The sequence below is a fragment of the Enterobacter sp. Tr-810 genome (genome assembly GCF_011752765.1).
Taxonomy (GTDB): Bacteria; Pseudomonadota; Gammaproteobacteria; order Enterobacterales; family Enterobacteriaceae; genus Enterobacter; species Enterobacter soli.
Genome location: NZ_VWWW01000003.1, coordinates 12,882 through 30,004, shown reverse-complemented (window position 1 = coordinate 30,004; position 17,123 = coordinate 12,882). Strand labels below are relative to the sequence as shown.

At 55.3% G+C, this 17,123-nt stretch carries 16 protein-coding genes; 3 read left to right on the top strand and 13 right to left on the bottom strand.

Features of this window, described 5'->3' with window-relative positions; genetic code table 11:
* Position 1: 1 nt before the first annotated feature.
* From nqrM to F3J30_RS10215, 7 genes are read right to left on the bottom strand one after another with little or no spacing between them, the layout of a single operon-like run.
* Positions 2–202 (bottom strand): (Na+)-NQR maturation NqrM, encoded by a 201-nt coding sequence (gene nqrM, locus F3J30_RS10245; protein WP_166717469.1) that lies wholly within the window; start codon positions 200–202, stop codon positions 2–4.
* A gap of 2 nt (positions 203–204) precedes the next feature.
* Entirely contained in the window at positions 205–1,428 is a 1,224-nt protein-coding gene (gene nqrF / locus F3J30_RS10240; RefSeq protein ID WP_166717177.1) for an NADH:ubiquinone reductase (Na(+)-transporting) subunit F, read from the bottom strand.
* 10 nt (positions 1,429–1,438) lie between these two features.
* Positions 1,439–2,035, bottom strand: coding sequence for an NADH:ubiquinone reductase (Na(+)-transporting) subunit E (nqrE, locus tag F3J30_RS10235; RefSeq protein WP_014069020.1), 597 nt, complete (start codon positions 2,033–2,035; stop codon positions 1,439–1,441).
* 6 nt (positions 2,036–2,041) lie between these two features.
* Entirely contained in the window at positions 2,042–2,680 is a 639-nt protein-coding gene (locus tag F3J30_RS10230) for an NADH:ubiquinone reductase (Na(+)-transporting) subunit D (RefSeq protein WP_014069019.1), read from the bottom strand.
* On the bottom strand, positions 2,673–3,467 hold the full coding sequence (locus F3J30_RS10225; protein WP_014069018.1) for a Na(+)-translocating NADH-quinone reductase subunit C: 795 nt from the start codon (positions 3,465–3,467) through the stop codon (positions 2,673–2,675). Before F3J30_RS10225 ends, F3J30_RS10230 begins: the two co-directional genes overlap by 8 nt.
* Entirely contained in the window at positions 3,460–4,698 is a 1,239-nt protein-coding gene (locus F3J30_RS10220; protein ID WP_166717176.1) for an NADH:ubiquinone reductase (Na(+)-transporting) subunit B, read from the bottom strand. The genes F3J30_RS10225 and F3J30_RS10220 overlap by 8 nt, the downstream gene beginning before the upstream one ends.
* A gap of 3 nt (positions 4,699–4,701) precedes the next feature.
* Positions 4,702–6,045, bottom strand: coding sequence for a Na(+)-translocating NADH-quinone reductase subunit A (locus F3J30_RS10215; protein WP_166717175.1), 1,344 nt, complete (start codon positions 6,043–6,045; stop codon positions 4,702–4,704).
* A 300-nt stretch (positions 6,046–6,345) separates the two neighbouring features.
* Between F3J30_RS10215 and dpaA the strand changes: the two genes are divergently transcribed.
* On the top strand, positions 6,346–7,086 hold the full coding sequence (gene dpaA / locus F3J30_RS10210) for a peptidoglycan meso-diaminopimelic acid protein amidase (RefSeq protein ID WP_014069015.1): 741 nt from the start codon (positions 6,346–6,348) through the stop codon (positions 7,084–7,086).
* Here dpaA and F3J30_RS10205 read toward each other — a convergent pair.
* Together F3J30_RS10205 and lpcA are read right to left on the bottom strand one after the other, a co-directional pair.
* Positions 7,057–7,824 (bottom strand): class II glutamine amidotransferase, encoded by a 768-nt coding sequence (locus F3J30_RS10205; protein ID WP_166717174.1) that lies wholly within the window; start codon positions 7,822–7,824, stop codon positions 7,057–7,059. The genes dpaA and F3J30_RS10205 overlap by 30 nt on opposite strands.
* Positions 7,825–7,973: 149 nt before the next feature.
* Positions 7,974–8,552, bottom strand: coding sequence for a D-sedoheptulose 7-phosphate isomerase (gene lpcA / locus F3J30_RS10200; RefSeq protein ID WP_014069013.1), 579 nt, complete (start codon positions 8,550–8,552; stop codon positions 7,974–7,976).
* Between the two features lie 239 nt (positions 8,553–8,791).
* On the opposite strand from lpcA, the gene fadE reads away from it, so the two are divergent.
* Positions 8,792–11,236: an acyl-CoA dehydrogenase FadE gene (fadE, locus tag F3J30_RS10195; RefSeq protein ID WP_014069012.1), complete on the top strand. Its 2,445-nt coding sequence runs from the start codon at positions 8,792–8,794 to the stop codon at positions 11,234–11,236.
* Between the two features lie 108 nt (positions 11,237–11,344).
* Positions 11,345–12,115: an amidohydrolase gene (locus F3J30_RS10190; RefSeq protein WP_166717173.1), complete on the top strand. Its 771-nt coding sequence runs from the start codon at positions 11,345–11,347 to the stop codon at positions 12,113–12,115.
* A gap of 38 nt (positions 12,116–12,153) precedes the next feature.
* On the opposite strand, the gene F3J30_RS10185 is transcribed toward F3J30_RS10190, so the two are convergent.
* The 4 genes from F3J30_RS10185 to F3J30_RS10170 are packed head-to-tail and all read right to left on the bottom strand — an operon-like array spanning position 12,154 to position 17,121.
* Positions 12,154–13,755: a gamma-glutamyltransferase family protein gene (locus F3J30_RS10185; protein WP_166717468.1), complete on the bottom strand. Its 1,602-nt coding sequence runs from the start codon at positions 13,753–13,755 to the stop codon at positions 12,154–12,156.
* A 9-nt stretch (positions 13,756–13,764) separates the two neighbouring features.
* Positions 13,765–14,640 carry an ABC transporter permease gene (locus F3J30_RS10180; RefSeq protein WP_166717467.1) on the bottom strand — a complete coding sequence of 292 codons (876 nt, stop codon included), beginning with the start codon at positions 14,638–14,640 and terminating at the stop codon, positions 13,765–13,767.
* A 3-nt stretch (positions 14,641–14,643) separates the two neighbouring features.
* Complete coding sequence (locus tag F3J30_RS10175) at positions 14,644–15,585, bottom strand: ABC transporter permease (protein ID WP_166717172.1); 942 nt, start codon at positions 15,583–15,585, stop codon at positions 14,644–14,646.
* 21 nt (positions 15,586–15,606) lie between these two features.
* Positions 15,607–17,121, bottom strand: coding sequence for an ABC transporter substrate-binding protein (locus F3J30_RS10170; protein ID WP_211053217.1), 1,515 nt, complete (start codon positions 17,119–17,121; stop codon positions 15,607–15,609).
* Positions 17,122–17,123 lie beyond the last annotated feature (2 nt).

Sequence of the window (17,123 nt, the reverse complement as noted above, 5' to 3'; positions counted from 1 at the left end):
CTTAAATAATGCGTTGCTGTTCGCGGGCCATCCGTTTTTTCCGCGCGTCGCACGGCTCCGGGCAATCGCAGACTTTTTCCATCCCAATTGAAGAGATGCCGCCGCAGCTGCCCTGAATGCTTTTGCGCTTAATGATCCAGCCCAGCGACATGCCAAGCACCACCAGCACAAACACCAAAAAGGTTGCCAGAAACGTCAGCATCATCAGCCTCCAAAGTCATCCAGTAAGATATTCTCATCTTCCACACCCAGATCTTTGAGCATCTTAATCACTGCCGCGTTCATCATTGGCGGGCCACACATGTAGAACTCACAATCTTCTGGCGCAGCGTGCTGCTTCAGGTAGTGCTCATAGAGAACGTTGTGGATGAAGCCGGTGTAACCTGTCCAGTTATCTTCCGGCTGCGGATCGGACAGCGCCACGTGGAAGGTAAAGTTCGGGTTTTCACGCGCCAGCTGTTCAAACTCGTCGTCATAGAACATCTCGCGCAGCGAACGGGCGCCGTACCAGAAGCTCATTTTTCGCTGGGTGCCGAGCCGTTTAAGCTGGTCGAAAATGTGCGAACGCATCGGCGCCATCCCTGCTCCACCGCCGATAAACACCATTTCAGCATCCGTTTCTTTAGCAAAGAATTCGCCAAACGGACCGGAAATAGTCACTTTATCGCCCGCTTTCAATGACCAGATATAAGACGACATTACGCCCGGCGGGGCATTCGGCACAGCCGGTGGCGGCGTAGCAATACGCACGTTGAGCATAATGATGCCCTTCTCTTCTGGGTAGTTCGCCATAGAGTAAGCGCGCAACGTCGGCTCGTTGACCTCAGACACAAAGCGGAAGAGATTGAATTTATCCCAGTCGGCGCGATATTCGTTCGGCACGTCGAAATCGGCGTAAGCAACGGTGTGCGCCGGGCACTCAATCTGGATATATCCACCTGCGCGGAAGGGTACATCTTCCCCATCCGGCACGCGCAGTTTCAGCTCTTTGATGAAAGTGGCTTTGTTATCGTTAGAGATAACCTCGCACTCCCATTTTTTGACGCCGAAAATCTCTTCCGGCAGCTCAATTTTCATGTTCTGGCGCACCGCAACCTGACAGGCCAGGCGGCAGCCCTCTTTCGCTTCACGCTTCGTGATATGCGCCAGTTCAGTTGGCAGAATGTCTCCGCCGCCCTCTTTCACAGTTACACGGCATTGCCCACAGGAGCCACCGCCGCCACAGGCCGAGGAGACAAATATCCCGTTACCCGAAAGCGTGTTAAGCAGTTTGTCACCCGCTGGAGTGCGGATCTGGTTCTGCGGCTCATCATTAATATCAATAATGACGTCTCCGGCGTTCACCAGCTTAGAGCGTGCAGCCAGAATCAGCCCAGACAGTACCAGCACAATAAGCGTGAACATCACCACGCCAAGAATAATTTCCATATCGAAGCCCTCAGAGCTGCACGCCGGAGAAGGACATAAAGCCCAGCGCCATCAGCCCGGTGGTGATAAAGGTGATCCCTAAGCCACGCAATCCTGCGGGCACGTTGGCATATTTCATTTTTTCGCGGATCCCCGCCATGGTGACAATCGCCAGCATCCAGCCAATACCGGAACCAAAGCCGTAAACGATGGATTCACTGAAGTTGTAATCACGCTGGACCATAAACGACACGCCACCGAAGATGGCGCAGTTCACCGCGATCAACGGCAGGAAGATCCCCAGCGCGTTATAAAGCGACGGGAAGTATTTATCGAGGATCATCTCGAGTATTTGTACCAGTGCCGCAATCACACCAATAAAGGTGATGAAGTTAAGGAAGCTCAGATCGACCCCCTCAACCAGCGCGCCATCACGCAGGACAAAGTTGTACACCAGATTATTAATCGGTACAGATAATCCGAGCACCACAGTGACCGCCACACCCAGACCAAAGGCCGTCGACACCTTCTTGGACACCGCGAGGAACGTACACATGCCGAGGAAAAACGCGAGCGCCATGTTTTCAACAAACACCGCGCGCACAAACAAACTCAGGTAATGAGCCATTGTCGGTTACTCCTTTTCCTGCTGTTCTGGCTTCAACGTACGAATCAGCCAGATCAGCAAACCGATAATGAAAAATGCGCTTGGGGCCAGCAGGAACAACCCGTTTGGCAGATACCAGCCGCCATTTTGCACCGTGTCCAGCACCGTGATACCAAACAGCTTGCCGCTGCCGATTAACTCACGCAGGAAGCCCACCGTCAGGAGGATGACCCCATAACCCAGGCCGTTGCCGATACCATCCATAAAGCTCGCCAGCGGCGGCATTTTCATGGCGTAGGCTTCCGCGCGCCCCATCACAATACAGTTGGTGATGATCAGGCCAACAAACACCGAGAGCTGTTTTGAGGTTTCATAGGCAAAAGCGCGCAACAGCTGATCGACGACGATCACCAGCGACGCGATGATTGCCATCTGCACGATGATCCTCACGCTGTTCGGAATGTGGTGGCGGATCATGGAGATAAACATGCTGGAAAATGCCGTGACCAGCGTCACCGCGACGGTCATCACCAGTGCAGTTTCCAGTTTCGTGGTCACCGCCAGTGCTGAACAGACGCCAAGCACCTGCAACGTAATCGGGTTGTTGGCTAAAAGTGGGCCAATGAGTACCTTTTTCACTTCTTTCAATTCACCCGCATCAGCCATTGTTCAGCGCTCCTTCACGTACATTTTTCAGGAAGGGGCCAAACCCCAGCTCGCCCATCCAGAAGTCAAAACTGTGCTGCACGCCGTTGGACGTGAGTGTTGCCCCGGAAAGCCCGTCCACTGCGAACTCATCACCTGGACGCGCCGCACCTTTCATCACTTTCAGCGCGGGCAATCCGTTATCATCGAGCACCTTTTTACCGATAAACTGCGCCCGCCAGTTAGGGTTCTCAATTTCACCACCGAGCCCCGGCGTTTCGCCCTGGTCATAATAGGTAATGCCTTTCACCGTGCGGCCGTCCGTCTCTAACGCAACAAAGGCATACATCATCGACCACAGGCCATTGCCGTAGATCGGCAGCACCAGCTCCTGCACGCGTTTTTGCTCGTCGCGTACCAGATAGATCTCCGCAAGATTGCTGCGTCGCTTAATACCGGCCGGATCTTGCGATGCCTCCAGCACAATGCTCATCTGCGGGTCTTTCAGTGCCTGTGCCTGGTTAAATTTGGCAGGGTCGCTGTCCAGCAGCTCACCTGTTTTGAGATCCACCAGCCGGGAGGAAATGCGTTCAGCAAAGATTTTTGCCACCTCATCAGCGCTCATCCCGTCCTGCATAAGCCCGGCGACCGCCAGGATGTTGCGCTGTTTATCCAGCGCGCGCTGCTCCTGCTGAAGCGGTTTTAACCCCACGGCAGAGCCCGCCACCACAATGGAGCACACCAGGCAGAGCACCAGCACCACCAGCAGCGTTTTGCCGGTGCTGTCGTTATTTTTGATATCAGCCACGCGCCTTCCTCCGCTTAATGTTGGCGCGTACCACCAGATAATCGAATAGCGGCGCAAACAAGTTGGCAAACAAAATGGCCAACATCATCCCTTCCGGATACGCCGGGTTGACCACGCGAATCAATACACACATCACGCCGATAAGCGCGCCGTAGCACCATTTCCCTTTGTCGGTGAATGAGGCCGAAACAGGGTCGGTTGCCATAAATATCATGCCAAAAGCAAAACCCCCCAGAACCAGATGCCAGTACCATGGCATAGAGAACATTGGGTTGGTGGCAGAGCCGATAACATTGAACAGCGTGGCAGTGAGCACCATACCCAGCATCACACCCGCGACAATGCGCCAGGAGGCCACTCGTCCGAACAGAATGATGGCCCCACCGAGCAAAATCATCAGCGTAGAGACTTCACCAATCGACCCCGGAAGGTTGCCAATAAAGGCATCAAACCAGGTAACGGGTTGCCCCGTGGCGTTATTAACCAGCGTTTCACCGCCGCGAGCCGCCCACTGAGAAAGCGGAGTCGCACCGGAAAAGCCATCTGCTGCCGTCCAGACCAGGTCGCCAGAGATTTGTGCCGGATAGGCAAAAAACAGGAATGCGCGCCCCGCCAGTGCCGGGTTCAGGAAGTTGCGCCCGGTTCCGCCGAAGATCTCTTTTGCAATCACCACCCCGAAGCTGATGCCAAGCGCAGCCTGCCACAGAGGTAAGGTTGGCGGCACAATCAGGGCAAACAGAATGGAGGTGACAAAGAAACCTTCGTTGATTTCATGTTTGCGAATAATAGCGAACAGGACTTCCCAGAACCCACCGACGATAAAGACCGTGAGGTAAATCGGCAGGAAGAAAACCGCCCCCAGCGTCATCATGCTTATCCAGCCAGCATCCGCGCTAAAGCTCACGCCCAGCAGATGAGCAAGACGATAATGCCAGTCTGATTGAATAACCTGTGCCAGCTGCGGCGCATCATACAGGTGGTGCAGTGCCGGGATGGTTTGCAGGCCGACGTTGTACATGCCCCAGAACATGGCCGGAAAAACAGCGAGCCAGACCAGGATCATCATCCTTTTAAGATCAATGGCGTCACGAACGTGCGTAGCGCCTTTCGTGACTAGCCCTGGCGTGTAGAAAACGGTCGCGGTGGCTTCAAACAGCGGGTAGTACTTTTCCAGCTTGCCGCCCTGTAAGAAGTGCGGCTCCATTTTTTCGAAGAGGTGTTTTAAGCCCATCAGTTATCCTTCCTGCTCAATGCGGGTTAACACCTCGCGCAACACGGGTCCGTATTCGTATTTTCCTGGACAAACGTAGGTGCAGAGCGCCAGGTCTTCTTCATCCAGCTCCAGGCAGCCAAGCGCCTGCGCGCTGTCGCTGTCTCCGGCCAGCAGATCGCGCAGCAACAGGGTTGGCAGGATATCGAGCGGCATCACGCGCTCGTAGTTGCCAATCGGCACCATTGCACGCTCACCGCCGTGGGTGCTGGTTGAGAAGTTAAAGAGCTTGTGGCGCAGGAAGTGCCCAAGCGTAGTGCGGGTAACGGAGAATTTATCCGCACCAGGTAGCACCCAGCCAAACAGCTCTTTCTCGCGCCCTTCCTGCACAAGGCTGACCTGTAAGTGAAAACGCCCCAGAAAGGCCTGCGCGCCGGTGGCCTGCCTGCCGCTGAGCACCGAGCCAGAGATAAGACGGTTTTCACCCTCTTTTGCTTCACCCGACAACAGTTCAGAGATATCCGCCCCCAGCAACGTGCGCACCAGACGTGGATTCACAGCCTGCGGCCCACCGATGGCGATCACCCGTTCAGAACACAATTCGCCCTCAGTAAAGAGCTTACCGATAGCAATGACATCCTGATAATTAAGGTGCCAGACCTGCTTCGTCAGGCTAACGGGTTCAAGAAAATGAATGTGCGTTCCGGCAAGGCCTGCCGGATGCGGGCCGGCAAATTCGTTAAAGGTAACCTGCCCTTGCGGATGACCGCCAAGCTTGCCGCCACTGCCCTGGCAGACGTGGACTTTCCCGGTCGTCAGCCGCGTCAGCAGGGTAAGCCCGGCATCAAACGCTTTACGCTGCGCAAAGATAAGAGGCTGCGGGTCTGCACTAAGCGGGTTGGTATCGATAGCCGTGACGAAGATGGCGGCAGGAACAGAACCGGGCACCGGGGATTTGCTGAACGGCCGCGTGCGAAATGCCGTCCACAGGCCGGATTCCAGCAGTTGTGTCTGCACAACTTCACGCTTCAGGGTAGCGAGATCAGCGACGTCAAACCGTGCAAACTCGCGCTGTTCGTTACCTTCAATACGGATAACAACCGACTGCAATACACGGCGTTCGCCACGGTTGATTGCCACAACGGTGCCGCTGGCAGGTGCAGTGAACATCACGCCCGGATTTTTTTTATCTTCGAAGAGCGCCTGTCCTTTGATGACCCGTTCCCCTTCCTGCACCAGCATAGAGGGGCGCATTCCGATGTAATCAGCCCCTAAAATGGCGACATGACGAATATGAGGGGCTTGTGAAACGTGCTGTTCTGGCACGCCTGCGATCGGGAGATCAAGTCCTTTTCTGATTCTAAACATGTGGTTAGCAAGTATCCATGAACAACAATCCAGAGGACCCGAAGTGTACCATTTTTCCCCCTTTCAGGGGCAGCGGAACTGCCGCCGGACGTGCCAAAATGCGAGCTATTGCGCAAAGTTCCTAACGCCAGCGCGGCCAGGATGAGTTATAAGGTAAAACTATTTTGTAAACTCGCTCGTTCACTCTTGCGAAAAACTACAGCGGTGCTAATGTGAGCGCTCCTGTCCAGAATAATCTGATTTCGGGTTTCTTTTGCCGTCCTGGCAATTTGGTCTTAGTTTTATCAAGGAACTAGTAGTATGCGTAAAATCGCATTGTTCATTGCGATGCTTCTGATTCCGTGCGTGTCATTTGCCGGGCTGCTCAGCAGCAACAGCTCCACCACGCCGATCAGCAAAGAATATAAACAACAGTTAATGGGATCACCGGTTTATATTCAAATCTTCAAGGAAGAACGCACACTCGACCTGTTTGTGAAAATGGGTGAGACATACCAGCTGCTCGACAGTTACAAGATTTGTAACTACTCCGGTGGTCTGGGGCCAAAACAGCGTCAGGGCGATTTTAAAAGCCCGGAAGGGTTTTACAACGTTCAGCGTAGCCAGTTAAAACCTGACAGCCGCTTCTATAAAGCCATTAACATCGGCTTCCCGAATGCCTATGACCGTGCTCACGGTTACGAAGGTAAATACCTGATGATCCACGGTGCGTGCGTGTCTATCGGCTGTTATGCGATGACCGACACCGGCATTGATGAGATTTTCCAGTTTGTCACGGGCGCGTTAGTCTTTGGTCAGTCAAACGTTCAGGTCAGCATCTATCCATTCCGCATGACCGATGCCAACATGGCGCGCCACAAGTACTCTTACTATGCAGATTTCTGGAAACAGCTGAAACCTGGATACGACTACTTCGAGCAAACGCATAAGCCGCCTGTCGTTTCGGTTGTGGATGGCCGCTATGTCGTCAGTAAACCTCTGAGCCACGAAGTCGTCCAGCCACAACTGGCGTCAAACTACTCGGTCCCCGAGGCAAAATAGTACCCACTCGCCTGGCATAATCTTTTGCCAGGTTTCGTTGCCCGTCAGCGGCTGCGTTGCAATTACGGTGACCACATCGTTCGGTGTGGTCTCCTTCTGAAAGTCTATCTCCACATCCTGATCGAGTAGCGTCGCAACGCCGAACGGTGCACGCCGAGTGATCCAGTACAGATTCGTCGAGCAGAATGCCATCACATAGCGACCGTCAGATAGCAGCATGTTGAACACGCCTTTTTCGCGGAGTTCAGACGCCAGCGTTGCGATGTATTTAAACACCGATGCCATGTTGCCAGGCGTGCGGGGATAGCGCTCCGTCAGCTTATGTAGCAGCCAGCAAAAAGCTTTTTCGCTGTCGGTTTCCCCGACCGGGCGGAAGTTACCGGTTTCCAGCGATTTATAACCAGAAAGCTGCCCGTTGTGCGCGTAAGTCCAGTTGCGGCCCCACAGTTCACGGGTAAAGGGATGGGTATTTTCCAGCGCCACTTCACCGCGATTCGCCTGGCGGATATGCGCGATAACAGAGCAAGACTTTATCGGATAGTCCTGCACCAGTTTGGCGATAGGTGAATTAAAGCTGGGCTGTGGATCTTTGAACGTGCGACAGCCTTTGCCTTCGTAGAAGGTAATGCCCCAGCCGTCTTTATGCGGCCCGGTTCCCCCACCGCGCTGAACCAGCCCGGTGAAACTAAAGCAGATATCGGTTGGCACATTGGCGCTCATCCCGAGCAATTCGCACATACATCACCTCCACAAACGCCTTAACGCGGGAAGGCGTAATTGTTGCAGCCAGTTTGGATTCGGACAGCGCACAGAAACCGGAGCGTACACGTAGTACGTGAGGATTTCGAGCACTGCCCGGATTCAAAATGGCAAATAAAATAGCCTTCTTACTTAACCATCTCTTTTTCAATCAACTGAATCAGGATATGAATCACTTTGATGTGAATTTCCTGAATACGGTCAGCATAACCGAAGTGCGGAACACGGATTTCGATATCCGCAGTACCCGCCATCTTACCGCCATCTTTACCCGTCAGGGTGATGACTTTCATGCCTTTTTCACGCGCAGCAGCAATCGCTTTGATCACGTTACCGGAGTTGCCAGAGGTAGAAATGCCCAGCAGAACATCACCTTCACGGCCAACCGCTTCGACGTAACGCGAGAAGACATAGTCGTAACCAAAATCGTTACTCACGCAGGAGATGTGGCTAACGTCAGAAATCGCAATCGCCGGATACCCTGGGCGGTTTTCACGATAACGTCCGGTCAGCTCTTCGGCGAAGTGCATTGCGTCGCAGTGAGAGCCACCATTACCGCAGGAGAGCACTTTGCCACCGTCTTTGAAGCTGTCGGCCAGCAGGACCGCCGCGCGCTGAATAGCGTGAATATTGGCATCATCTTTCAGAAAGTTGGCCAGCGTTTCCGCCGCTTCGTTCAGTTCGTTACGAATAAGATCCTGGTACATGAGGATAATCCTTCAGTATTGATGAAATAACACAGTGGAGTGTACCGGATAGCGATAAAAGCGAGAAGCTAAAGCCTTGCGAATCGTCCGGCGTTTTGATTTTTCGTGCCTGCTAAAACATGAACAATGTGAACCAGGTTGTAATTATTTTGTGAACGCATTGCTAAAAGAAATAACATCCACTACAACCATATCATCACAAGTGGTCAGACCTCCTACAAGCAAGGGAGCTTTTCTTTATGATGATTTTGAGCATTCTCGCAACTGTTGTTCTGCTCGGTGTGCTGTTCTATCACCGTGTCAGTTTATTTCTGAGCAGCCTGATTTTACTGGCCTGGACGGCTGCGTTTGGCGTCGCAGGTCTCTGGAATATCTGGCTTTTAGTTCCTCTGGCAATCATCCTGTTGCCGTTTAACTTTACGCCGATGCGTAAGTCGATGATCTCCGCACCGGTGTTCAAGGGCTTTCGTAAAGTGATGCCGCCGATGTCGCGTACTGAAAAAGAAGCGATTGATGCGGGCACCACCTGGTGGGAAGGCGACCTGTTCCAGGGCAACCCGGACTGGAAAAAGCTGCACAACTATCCGCAGCCACGACTGACCGCTGAAGAACAGGCCTTTATCGATGGCCCGGTGGAAGAAGCCTGCCGCATGGCGAACGATTTTGCGATCACTCACGAAATGGCCGACCTGCCGCCAGAGCTGTGGGCGTATCTGAAAGAGCATCGCTTCTTCGCGATGATCATTAAGAAAGAGTACGGCGGCCTGGAATTCTCTGCCTACGCTCAGGCTCGCGTACTGCAAAAGCTGGCGGGTGTCTCCGGTATCCTGGCGATCACCGTCGGCGTACCGAACTCTTTAGGCCCGGGTGAACTGCTGCAACATTACGGAACAGAAGAGCAGAAAGATCACTACCTGCCGCGTCTGGCACGTGGCCTTGAAATTCCATGTTTCGCGCTGACCAGCCCGGAAGCGGGTTCCGATGCTGGCGCTATCCCGGATACCGGTGTGGTTTGCATGGGCGAATGGCAGGGTGAGCAGGTGCTCGGTATGCGCCTGACCTGGAACAAGCGCTACATCACGCTGGCACCTATCGCCACCGTGCTGGGCCTGGCGTTTAAACTCTCCGACCCGGAAAAACTGCTGGGTGGTGAAGAAGATCTGGGCATTACCTGTGCGCTGATCCCAACGTCTACTCCGGGCGTTGAAATTGGTCGTCGTCACTTCCCGCTGAACGTGCCGTTCCAGAACGGCCCGACCCGCGGTCAGGATATCTTTGTACCGATTGATTACATCATCGGTGGCCCGAAAATGGCCGGTCAGGGCTGGCGTATGCTGGTGGAATGTCTGTCGGTGGGTCGTGGTATTACCCTGCCGTCGAACTCAACCGGTGGTCTGAAGTCTGTCGCGATGGGGATTGGTGCTTACGCGCATATTCGCCGCCAGTTCAAAATCTCCATCGGCAAGATGGAAGGTATCGAAGAGCCGCTGGCGCGTATCGCGGGTAACGCCTACGTGATGGATGCCGCAGCATCGTTAATTACCTACGGCATTATGCTGGGCGAAAAACCGGCCGTGCTGTCAGCGATTGTGAAATACCACTGTACCCACCGTGCCCAGCAGTCAATCATCGATGCCATGGATATCGCGGGCGGTAAGGGCATTATGCTCGGCGAAGGCAACTTCCTCGCCCGTGGTTATCAGGGTGCGCCAATCGCGATCACCGTTGAAGGGGCAAATATCCTGACTCGCAGCATGATGATCTTCGGCCAGGGAGCGATTCGCTGCCATCCGTACGTGCTGGAAGAGATGGCTGCCGCGCAGAATAACGACGTGGATGCCTTCGATAAGCTGCTGTTCAAACATATCGGTCACGTGGGTAGCAACAAAATGCGCAGCTTCTGGCTGGGTCTGACCAACGGTCGCACCAGCTCGACGCCAACCGGTGATGCGACTAAGCGCTATTACCAACAGCTGAACCGTCTGAGTGCCAACCTGGCCCTGCTGTCAGACGTTTCTATGGCGGTACTGGGCGGTAGCCTGAAACGCCGTGAACGTATCTCTGCGCGTTTAGGTGATGTGCTGAGTCAGGTGTTCCTGGCTTCTGCGGTGCTGAAACGTTATGACGATGAAGGTCGTCAGGAAGCGGATCTGCCGCTGGTGCACTGGGGTGTACAGGATGCTATGCATCAGGCTGAGCAGGCTATCGACGATTTGCTGGCAAACTTCCCGAACCGTTTTGTGGCGGGTGCCCTGCGCGTGGTGATCTTCCCGACCGGACGTCATCACCTGGCCCCCTCTGACAAGCTGGATCATAAAGTGGCGAAGATCCTGCAAGTACCGAGCGCAACCCGCTCCCGTATCGGCCGTGGTCAGTACCTGGCTCCGACCGAGCATAACCCGGTGGGTCTGCTGGAAGAGGCGCTGCTGGATGTGATGGCCGCCGACCCAATTCACCAGAAAATCTGTAAACAGCTGGGCAAAAACCTGCCGTTTACCCGTCTGGATGAGCTGGCAAAACAGGCGCTGGCGGGCGGTATCATCGATAAAGATGAAGCAGCAACCCTGGTGAAAGCAGAAGAAAGCCGTCTGCGCAGTATCAACGTGGATGACTTCGAACCGGAAGAGCTGGCGACACAGCCGGTAAAGCTGCCGGAGAAGCACCGTAAACCTGAAGCGGCATAACCCGTTTCGCACTGACAAACCCCGCCGCGTGCGGGGTTTTTTATTGCCACATTTTCTCGTAGTGTCGTGCTACAGTGTCAAAAAGCGGTCGTTTGAGGAGTCTTAATTGTGCCTGGTCTGAAGATTTCTATTTTGCAGCAACCTTTAGTGTGGATGGATGGCCCTGCCAACCTGCGCCACTTTGATCGTCAACTGGAAGGTATTACCGGGCGCGATGTCATTGTCCTGCCAGAGATGTTCACTACCGGCTTCGCGATGGAAGCGGCAAAACAGTCAATGCCACAAGAAGACGTGGTGGCCTGGATGCACGCCAAAGCGCAGCAAACCAACGCCCTGATTGCGGGCAGCGCCGCGCTGCAAACCGAACGCGGGCCGGTGAACCGCTTCCTGCTGGTCGAGCCGGAAGGTAACATGCATTTTTACGATAAACGCCACCTGTTCCGCATGGCGGATGAACATCATCACTACGAAGCGGGTAACGAGCGCGTGGTGTTTGAGTGGCGCGGCTGGCGCATTCTGCCGCTGGTTTGCTATGACCTGCGTTTCCCGGTCTGGTCGCGTAACCGCAATGATTATGACCTGGCGCTGTATGTTGCCAACTGGCCTGCACCGCGCTCCCTGCACTGGCAGTCTTTACTGGTGGCACGCGCGATTGAAAATCAGGCTTATGTTGTTGGCTGTAACCGCGTGGGCACCGACGGCAACGGGCATCACTACCGGGGCGACAGCCGGGTCATTAATCCACAGGGGGAGATTATTGCCACCGCCGAGCCGCATCAGGCAACGCGTATTGATGCTGAAATTTCGCTGACGGCGCTGAAAGAGTATCGGGAGAAGTTTCCTGCCTGGCAGGATGCGGATCCATTTAGTATTGGATAAATGTTCCCCTCTCCCAAAGGGAGAGGGGGGATAAAACATTAACTCACCAGCGCCTGCCCGTCTTTGCGGCTTTCCGTCGCGGCAACGTAGTGCCCTTCCGGCAGACGGTAAATCACCTGCGCGCCACCAAAGTTGTAATCCTGGAGTGGGTCTTCCACAACAATCTGATGCCCACGTTCGCGCAGCGCCGCAATGGTATTGCGGTCAAACGTCGACTCAACAATAACCTCTCTGCCCTGCACCACGCGCCAGCGCGGCGCGTCGATCGCCGCCTGCGGGTTTTGCCCGTGCAACATAATACGCAGCGCCATTTGCATGTGCCCTTGCGCCTGCATTGGCCCGCCCATCACGCCAAATGACATCAGCGGTTTGCCGTTACCGTCCATCGCAAAGCCTGGGATGATAGTGTGGAACGGACGTTTGTTGCCTGCCAGCGCGTTCGGGTGATTTGGGTCGAGCACAAAACCGCAGCCACGGTTTTGCAGGCTGATCCCGGTATCGGGAACCACCACGCCAGAGCCGAAGCCCATAAAGTTCGACTGAATAAAAGAGATCATCATGCCGCTGGAATCCGCTGCGGTGAGATAAACTGTCCCGCTTTGCGTTGGCGAACCGTAGGTGAAGTCAGAAGCTTTATCCTGGTCAATCAGCGCAGCACGTGATTTCAGGTAGGCATCGCTCAGCAACTCTTTAGCGGCGAACTCCATATGCGCTTCATCTGCCACATAGCGGTCGAGATCGGCCAGCGCCAGTTTCATGGCTTCAATCGACAGATGCAGCGCCTGCACGGAATCCGGGTGATGTTTTTCGATACCGCACTGCTCCAGAATGCCAAGCGCAATCAGCGTGGCGATCCCCTGCCCGTTTGGTGGCAGCTCCTGCACCGAGCCCCCCGCAAAATCACGCGACAACAGTTCAACCCAGTCAACGCGATGGTTTGCCAGGTCCTCGGCCGTAAGATGTGCGCCATGTTCTTTGGCAAAGGCGGCAATTTTCTGCGCCAGCTCGCCGCGATAAAACGCTTCGCCGTTGGTTTTGGCAATCAGCTCCAGCGAGTCTGCCTGCGCCGGGTTACGGAAGATTTCGCCAATACGCGGAGCACGTCCCTCAGGGGCGAAACAGGCACTAAAGCCCGGCTGGTCTTTCAGCTTGTTGTAGCCACGCTGCCACAGATGGCCAATCAGCGGCGACACCGGGAAACCGTTACGCGCATACTCAATTGCGGGCTGCGCCAGTGTTGTGAGCGGCAATGTGCCAAAACGTTCCGCCAGTGCAACCCAACCCGATACCGCACCCGGTACGGTCACGGCCTCCCAGCCAATTTCCGGCACTGCTGTTTTCCCGGCAAACATGTCTGCGTGCCAGCTGGCAGGTGAACGACCAGATGCATTAAGACCGTGAAGCTTCTCCCCGTCCCAGACGATGGCGAAGGCATCGCTGCCAATACCATTCCCGGTGGGTTCGACCACCGTCAGTGCCATCGCAGTGGCAATCGCGGCATCAACGGCGTTACCACCGAGTTGCAACATCCTCATCCCCGCCTGCGCCGCCAGCGGCTGCGACGTGGCCACTGCGTTGTGGCCCATCATCGGCGGGCGTCGAGAATCGTAACCGGAAGTAAAATCAAGCGCTTTGGTCATCATGACTCCTTAGTCGTGGCGCGGATCGAGCGCATCGCGCAGCCCGTCACCGAGTAAATTAAAGCCCTGTACCGCAAGGAAAATCGCAATACCGGGGAAAACAGACATCCACGGTGCCTGCTCAAGGAACCCCTTCGCGGTGTTGAGCATCGAGCCCCAGGACGGGTTCGGCGGCTGCTGGCCGAGCCCTAAAAATGAGAGGCTGGCCTCAGCGATAATCGCCGAGGCTATCGCCAGCGTGGCCTGCACCAGAATCGGAGACATCACGTTAGGCAGGATGTATTTCACAATGATCCAGCGATCCGGCAGGCCAATCGCCCGCGCACCGTCGATGTACTCTTCATTGCGAATGGCGATCACCTGGCCACGCGTCAGACGGGCGAAGATCGGCATCGCGGAAAGACCGATGGCGATCATGGCGTTGGTCAGACTTGGCCCTAAAAACGCACCCAGCGCGATCGCCATGATCAGGAATGGACAGGCCAGCAGCGCTTCGATAAAGCGCGAGATCACGCCGTCCCACAATTTCTGGAAGTAGCCCGCCACCAGCCCCAGCGGCACACCGATGACAACGGCGATCACCACCGACATGCAGCCCGCCATCAGTGAGGTTCTCGCCCCCCAGACAATGCGCGACAGAATATCGCGCCCCAGTTCGTCAGTACCAAACCAGTACATGGCCGAAGGCGCTTTACGCACCGCCAGAAAGTTAGCTTTGACCGGGTCAAATGGAGCAATCCAGGGCGCGAGCAGCGCCAGCAAAACGAAGAAGCCCACAATCACCGCACCAATCACCGCACTTTTGTTGGCGAGGAATTTTTTCAGCACCCGGTTCTGCGCGCGCGGTAACGCAGGCGCAACGGTTTGAGTCGTCAGTTCCGCCATCATTTAACCTCGCATCTTCGGATTGATAAGGACATACAGCACGTCGGCCAGCAGGTTCAGCAGCAGGAAACCGATCGCCACGATCAGCACCACGCCCTGCACCACGGCATAGTCGCGGTTAAAGACAGAATCGACGATCATCTTGCCAAAGCCCGGAATGGTGAAAACCTGCTCGGTCAGCACCGCGCCGCCCAACAGCTCGCCAAACAGCAGCGTGGTGAGGGTAATAACCGGCACCAGCGCATTGCGAAATGCGTGCTTTAAAATCACCGCTTTTGGCAGCAGCCCTTTCGCCCGGGCAGTACGAATATAATCCGCTTTCAGCACGGCGATCATCGACGCGCGGGTATGGCGCATCAGCGTGGCCGCCAGCCCCGTCCCCAGAACCGATGCCGGTAACAGCAACGTGCGCAGGTTCTGCAGCGGATCTTCACTGAACGGCACAAAACCTGAGGCAGGCAGCCATTGCAGATTGACCGAAAACACCAGGATCAGCAGGATCCCAAGCCAGAAGTGCGGTATCGAGATCCCCGAGATCGCCACAAAGTTCGCGCCATGATCCACCCAGCTGTTTTTATTGACCGCCGCCAGGATCCCCATCCCGATGCCGAACACCAGCGCAATGATCATCGCCAGCAGCGACAGCTCCAGCGTCACCGGCAGTTTGCTGGCAATCAGCTGCGTGACCGGTTCGTGAGTACGTAAGGAGACACCAAGATCGCCCTGTAGCGCGCGCGTCAGCCAGTGGAAGTACTGCACAGGAATCGGCGCATCGAGGTTTAATTCAGCGCGCAGCTGCGCAATCACCGCCGGATCGCGCTCCTCCCCGGCCATCGCGATCAGCGGGTCGCCGGGCAGCAGCTTTTGCAGTCCGAACACCATCATGCTCACCAGGAGCAGAGTCGGGATGGCCAGCAGCAGACGTTTGCAAATCAGTTCAAGCATGGTTTCTCCTCAGGGCCTTTTTTATTTCGCCAGCGTCAGACCGGCAAGACGTACGATGCCGTCCGGGTAAGGTTTAAAGCCCTGCACGCTTTTGTTCAGGCCAAAAATACGTGGCTCAAAGTAGAGGTATGCGATAGGCATATCGGTTTGCAGCTGCTTCACCACTTTGTCATACAGCGGCTGGCGTGCGGCCTGATCGGTGTTCAGACGCGCCTGAGTCAACCATTCATCCACCTGCGCATTGCTGTAACGCCCGTCGTTTAAGGTGCCTTTGCTGTTAATGAAGCCAAAGATGCTGCCATCCGGATCGGGGCGACCAGACCAGCCGGAGAAGCTCAGCTGATAATCACCGCTTTGCTGGCGATCGAGCAGCGTGGCGAACTCGGTCATTTGCAGATTAAGGTTAAAGCCAGCCTCCGCCACCATCGCCTGAAGCACCTGCCCTACCTGCTGAGAGGTTGGGTTGTTTGGCACCAGCAGGTTTACGGTCAGGGGGGTTGCCACGCCCGCCGCTTTCAGCAGCGCTTTCGCTTTGTCGACGTCGCGCGGCGGCACCGGCAGGTTGACGTGATACGGGCTGACCGGTGAAAACGCCTGGTTTGCTGGCGTGTACAGCCCTTCGAACACCACCTGATTGATGGCATCGCGGTCGATAGCCTGTGAGAACGCCTCACGCACGCGGGCATCCTTGAACGGGTCATTGGCCGGGACTTTGCCGTTATTAATATTGAAGGTAATACCCTGATAGCCAAGACCGGTGACCTTCGCCAGCGCCAGCTTGCTGTCGGCTTCCACGGTTTTAACATCGCTTGCCGCAATACCTTCGGTCAGATCAAGATCGCCCGCACGCAGGTTGGCCAGACGTACAGAGGCGTCCGGGATCGGCAGATAGATAATCTTGTCGAAGTGATAAGCATCTTTATTCCAGTAGTTATCAAAACGCGTCAGCACAATGCGGTCCTGCGACACGCGGCTCTCGAATTTATACGGGCCGGAACAGACCGGGTGAGCCGCAAAATCGGGTTTTTTGGCCGCTTCTGGCGCCATCATCGCGCCAGCACGGTCGGTGAGCTGCATTAACAGCGCGGCGTCAGGGGTTTTCAGATGCAGGGCGATTTGCATTGGGCCAGTAACGTCAACCGACTCAACCGAAGAGATCTCGCTTTTACGCAGAGAGCCTTTTAAGGTCAGGGCGCGCTCGAGGTTGTATTTCGCCGCAGCGGCATCGAATTTTTCACCATCATGGAAGGTCACCCCTTCACGCAGATTCATGGTCAGGGTTTTGCCGTCGTCACTCCAGGCCCAGTCCTTCGCCAGGCCCGGCACCACTTTCAGATGCTCGTCAACGTCCACCAGCCTGTCGCACAATGAGGCGAAAACAAAGCGGCCATAGTAGGTGCGCGCCAGATGCGGGTCGAGCATGTCCGGGTCTGCCCCCAGACCAATTCGCAGCACACTTTCTGAATGGGCGGGCAGCGCCGCGCCAAGCAACATTACACTTCCCAGTACGGTCAAAAGAGAATTACGCATTGTCATTA

Excerpts from the sequence above, each read along its gene's own strand:
- F3J30_RS10220 (WP_166717176.1), bottom strand. The coding sequence starts at position 4,698 with ATGGGCTTAAAACACCTCTTCGAAAAAATGGAGCCGCACTTCTTACAG.
- lpcA (WP_014069013.1), bottom strand. The coding sequence starts at position 8,552 with ATGTACCAGGATCTTATTCGTAACGAACTGAACGAAGCGGCGGAAACG.
- nqrE (WP_014069020.1), bottom strand. The coding sequence starts at position 2,035 with ATGGCTCATTACCTGAGTTTGTTTGTGCGCGCGGTGTTTGTTGAAAAC.
- F3J30_RS10215 (WP_166717175.1), bottom strand. The coding sequence starts at position 6,045 with ATGTTTAGAATCAGAAAAGGACTTGATCTCCCGATCGCAGGCGTGCCA.
- F3J30_RS10170 (WP_211053217.1), bottom strand. The coding sequence starts at position 17,121 with ATGACAATGCGTAATTCTCTTTTGACCGTACTGGGAAGTGTAATGTTG.
- dpaA (WP_014069015.1), top strand. The coding sequence starts at position 6,346 with ATGCGTAAAATCGCATTGTTCATTGCGATGCTTCTGATTCCGTGCGTG.
- nqrF (WP_166717177.1), bottom strand. The coding sequence starts at position 1,428 with ATGGAAATTATTCTTGGCGTGGTGATGTTCACGCTTATTGTGCTGGTA.
- F3J30_RS10185 (WP_166717468.1), bottom strand. The coding sequence starts at position 13,755 with ATGACCAAAGCGCTTGATTTTACTTCCGGTTACGATTCTCGACGCCCG.
- F3J30_RS10180 (WP_166717467.1), bottom strand. The coding sequence starts at position 14,640 with ATGGCGGAACTGACGACTCAAACCGTTGCGCCTGCGTTACCGCGCGCG.
- F3J30_RS10175 (WP_166717172.1), bottom strand. The coding sequence starts at position 15,585 with ATGCTTGAACTGATTTGCAAACGTCTGCTGCTGGCCATCCCGACTCTG.
- nqrM (WP_166717469.1), bottom strand. The coding sequence starts at position 202 with ATGCTGACGTTTCTGGCAACCTTTTTGGTGTTTGTGCTGGTGGTGCTT.
- fadE (WP_014069012.1), top strand. The coding sequence starts at position 8,792 with ATGATGATTTTGAGCATTCTCGCAACTGTTGTTCTGCTCGGTGTGCTG.
- F3J30_RS10230 (WP_014069019.1), bottom strand. The coding sequence starts at position 2,680 with ATGGCTGATGCGGGTGAATTGAAAGAAGTGAAAAAGGTACTCATTGGC.
- F3J30_RS10205 (WP_166717174.1), bottom strand. The coding sequence starts at position 7,824 with ATGTGCGAATTGCTCGGGATGAGCGCCAATGTGCCAACCGATATCTGC.